Annotated in this window: 2 protein-coding genes; both read right to left on the bottom strand. The window is 46.7% G+C overall.

Annotation, left to right across the window (positions count from 1 at the left end; translation table 11 throughout):
• A partial coding sequence (locus D4A39_RS18970; protein WP_147393943.1) for an RNA-directed DNA polymerase occupies positions 1 to 652 on the bottom strand: 652 nt, incomplete at its 3' end.
• Positions 639 to 911, bottom strand: a 273-nt coding sequence (locus D4A39_RS18965) for a hypothetical protein (protein ID WP_158586948.1), incomplete at its 5' end; no start/stop codon positions are given. The genes D4A39_RS18970 and D4A39_RS18965, both read right to left, overlap by 14 nt.

Raw genomic sequence — 911 nt, 5'->3', positions numbered from 1 at the left:
GCACCCGCTTCTTCACCTCTTTTCCACACTCCCCATTGCTCTGGACTGTTGACCCTAAGTACTTAAAATCCTGCACCTTCTTCACCTCTTCTCCCTGTAACCTCACTGTTCCACTTGGGTCCCTCTCGTTCACACACAGGTATTCTGTCTTGCTGCGACTAACCTTCATTCCTCTTCTCTCCAGAGCAAACCTCCACCTCTCTAGACTTTCCTCCACCTGCTCTCTGCTCTCACTGCAGATCACAATGTCATCCGCAAACATCATCGTCCAAGGAGATTCCTTTCTTACCTCATCTGTAAGCCTGTCCATCACCACTGCAAACAAGAAAGGGCTTAGAGCCGATCCTTGATGCAGTCCCACCTTCACCGTGAACTCCTCTGTCACTCCTACCGCACACCTTACCGCTGTCCTACTGTTCTCATACATATCCTGCACCACTCTAACATACTTCTCTGTCACTCCAGACTTCCTCATACAATACCACAACTCCTCTCTTGGCACCCTGTCATATGCTTTCTCTAGATCTACAAAGACACAATGCAGCTCCTTCTGGCCCTCTCTGTACTTCTCTATCAACATTCTCAAAGCAAATATTGCATCTGTAGTGCTCTTTCTTGGCATGAAACCATACTGCTGCTCACAGATGCTCACTTCTCCTCCATTCCTCAGGCATCCTCTCGCTCTCTAAAATGTTGTTGAACAACCTAGTTAAAAACTCTACTGCCATCTCTCCTAGACACTTCCATACCTCCACTGGTATGTCATCAGGACCAACTGCTTTTCCTCTCTTCATCCTCTTCAAAGCTCTCCTAACTTCACCCTTGTTAATGCTTTCTACTTCCTGCTCAACACTATTTGCCTCTACTACTCTGCTCTCTCTGTCATTTTCTTTGTTCACCTCTTCATCATA

The organism is Alcanivorax profundi, from assembly GCF_003597125.1.
Classification (GTDB): Bacteria; Pseudomonadota; Gammaproteobacteria; order Pseudomonadales; family Alcanivoracaceae; genus Alcanivorax; species Alcanivorax profundi.
This window is presented reverse-complemented; position numbering and strand designations above follow the sequence as displayed.